Annotated in this window: 1 pseudogene; it reads right to left on the bottom strand. The window is 65.5% G+C overall.

Features of this window, described 5'->3' with window-relative positions:
- A pseudogene (locus tag ACR0B3_RS24480) lies at nucleotides 1-540 on the bottom strand (mechanosensitive ion channel family protein); the annotation flags it as partial.
- Nucleotides 541-574: the final 34 nt, after the last annotated feature.

Genomic DNA, 574 nt, shown 5'->3' with positions numbered 1-574 from the left:
GAAGGCACCACCGCCGAACAGCGCGAAGAGCGGCGTGATGTCCACACCCAGCGAAGACAGGACCACCATCAACCCCACCGCAATGGTCAGCCAATAGACAATCGTCGCCAGGAACGCCTGCAACAGCTTGGACAAGTTCGGTAACTTCCCGAACATCCGCCGGGCATACCCCCGCACGATCCGGGCCACGAGCAGCAGCGCGAATATCGCGCCGCCGATCACCGCGATGCGGATCGCCAATTGCACGCCGCCATCGCGCGCAACCGCCCAGCTCAACGCGCCTTCGGCCAGCGTCCGCCAATCCGCCTCCTGCTTTTCCTGAACGACGATGGAGGATCGATAGGCCCGGTAGGTTTCCACCGTCGCCGGGTCCCCGCCCTTGCGCGCCAGATTGCTCACGACTTCCGAGAAGCGATCGAACCCGGCATTGCGTGTCTCCGTCAACGCGACAACGCGGGCCCGGGCGGCCTCCTGCTCCTGCGTCGGCAGACGCTCCAGCGCAAGCGATTCATCGACCACCGCCTGGGTTTGTCCGGCCACGATCCCCTGCCACGCAGCGGCAAGCTCCGTAAGC

This window comes from Ruegeria sp. CE9 (assembly GCF_056537425.1).
This window is presented reverse-complemented; position numbering and strand designations above follow the sequence as displayed.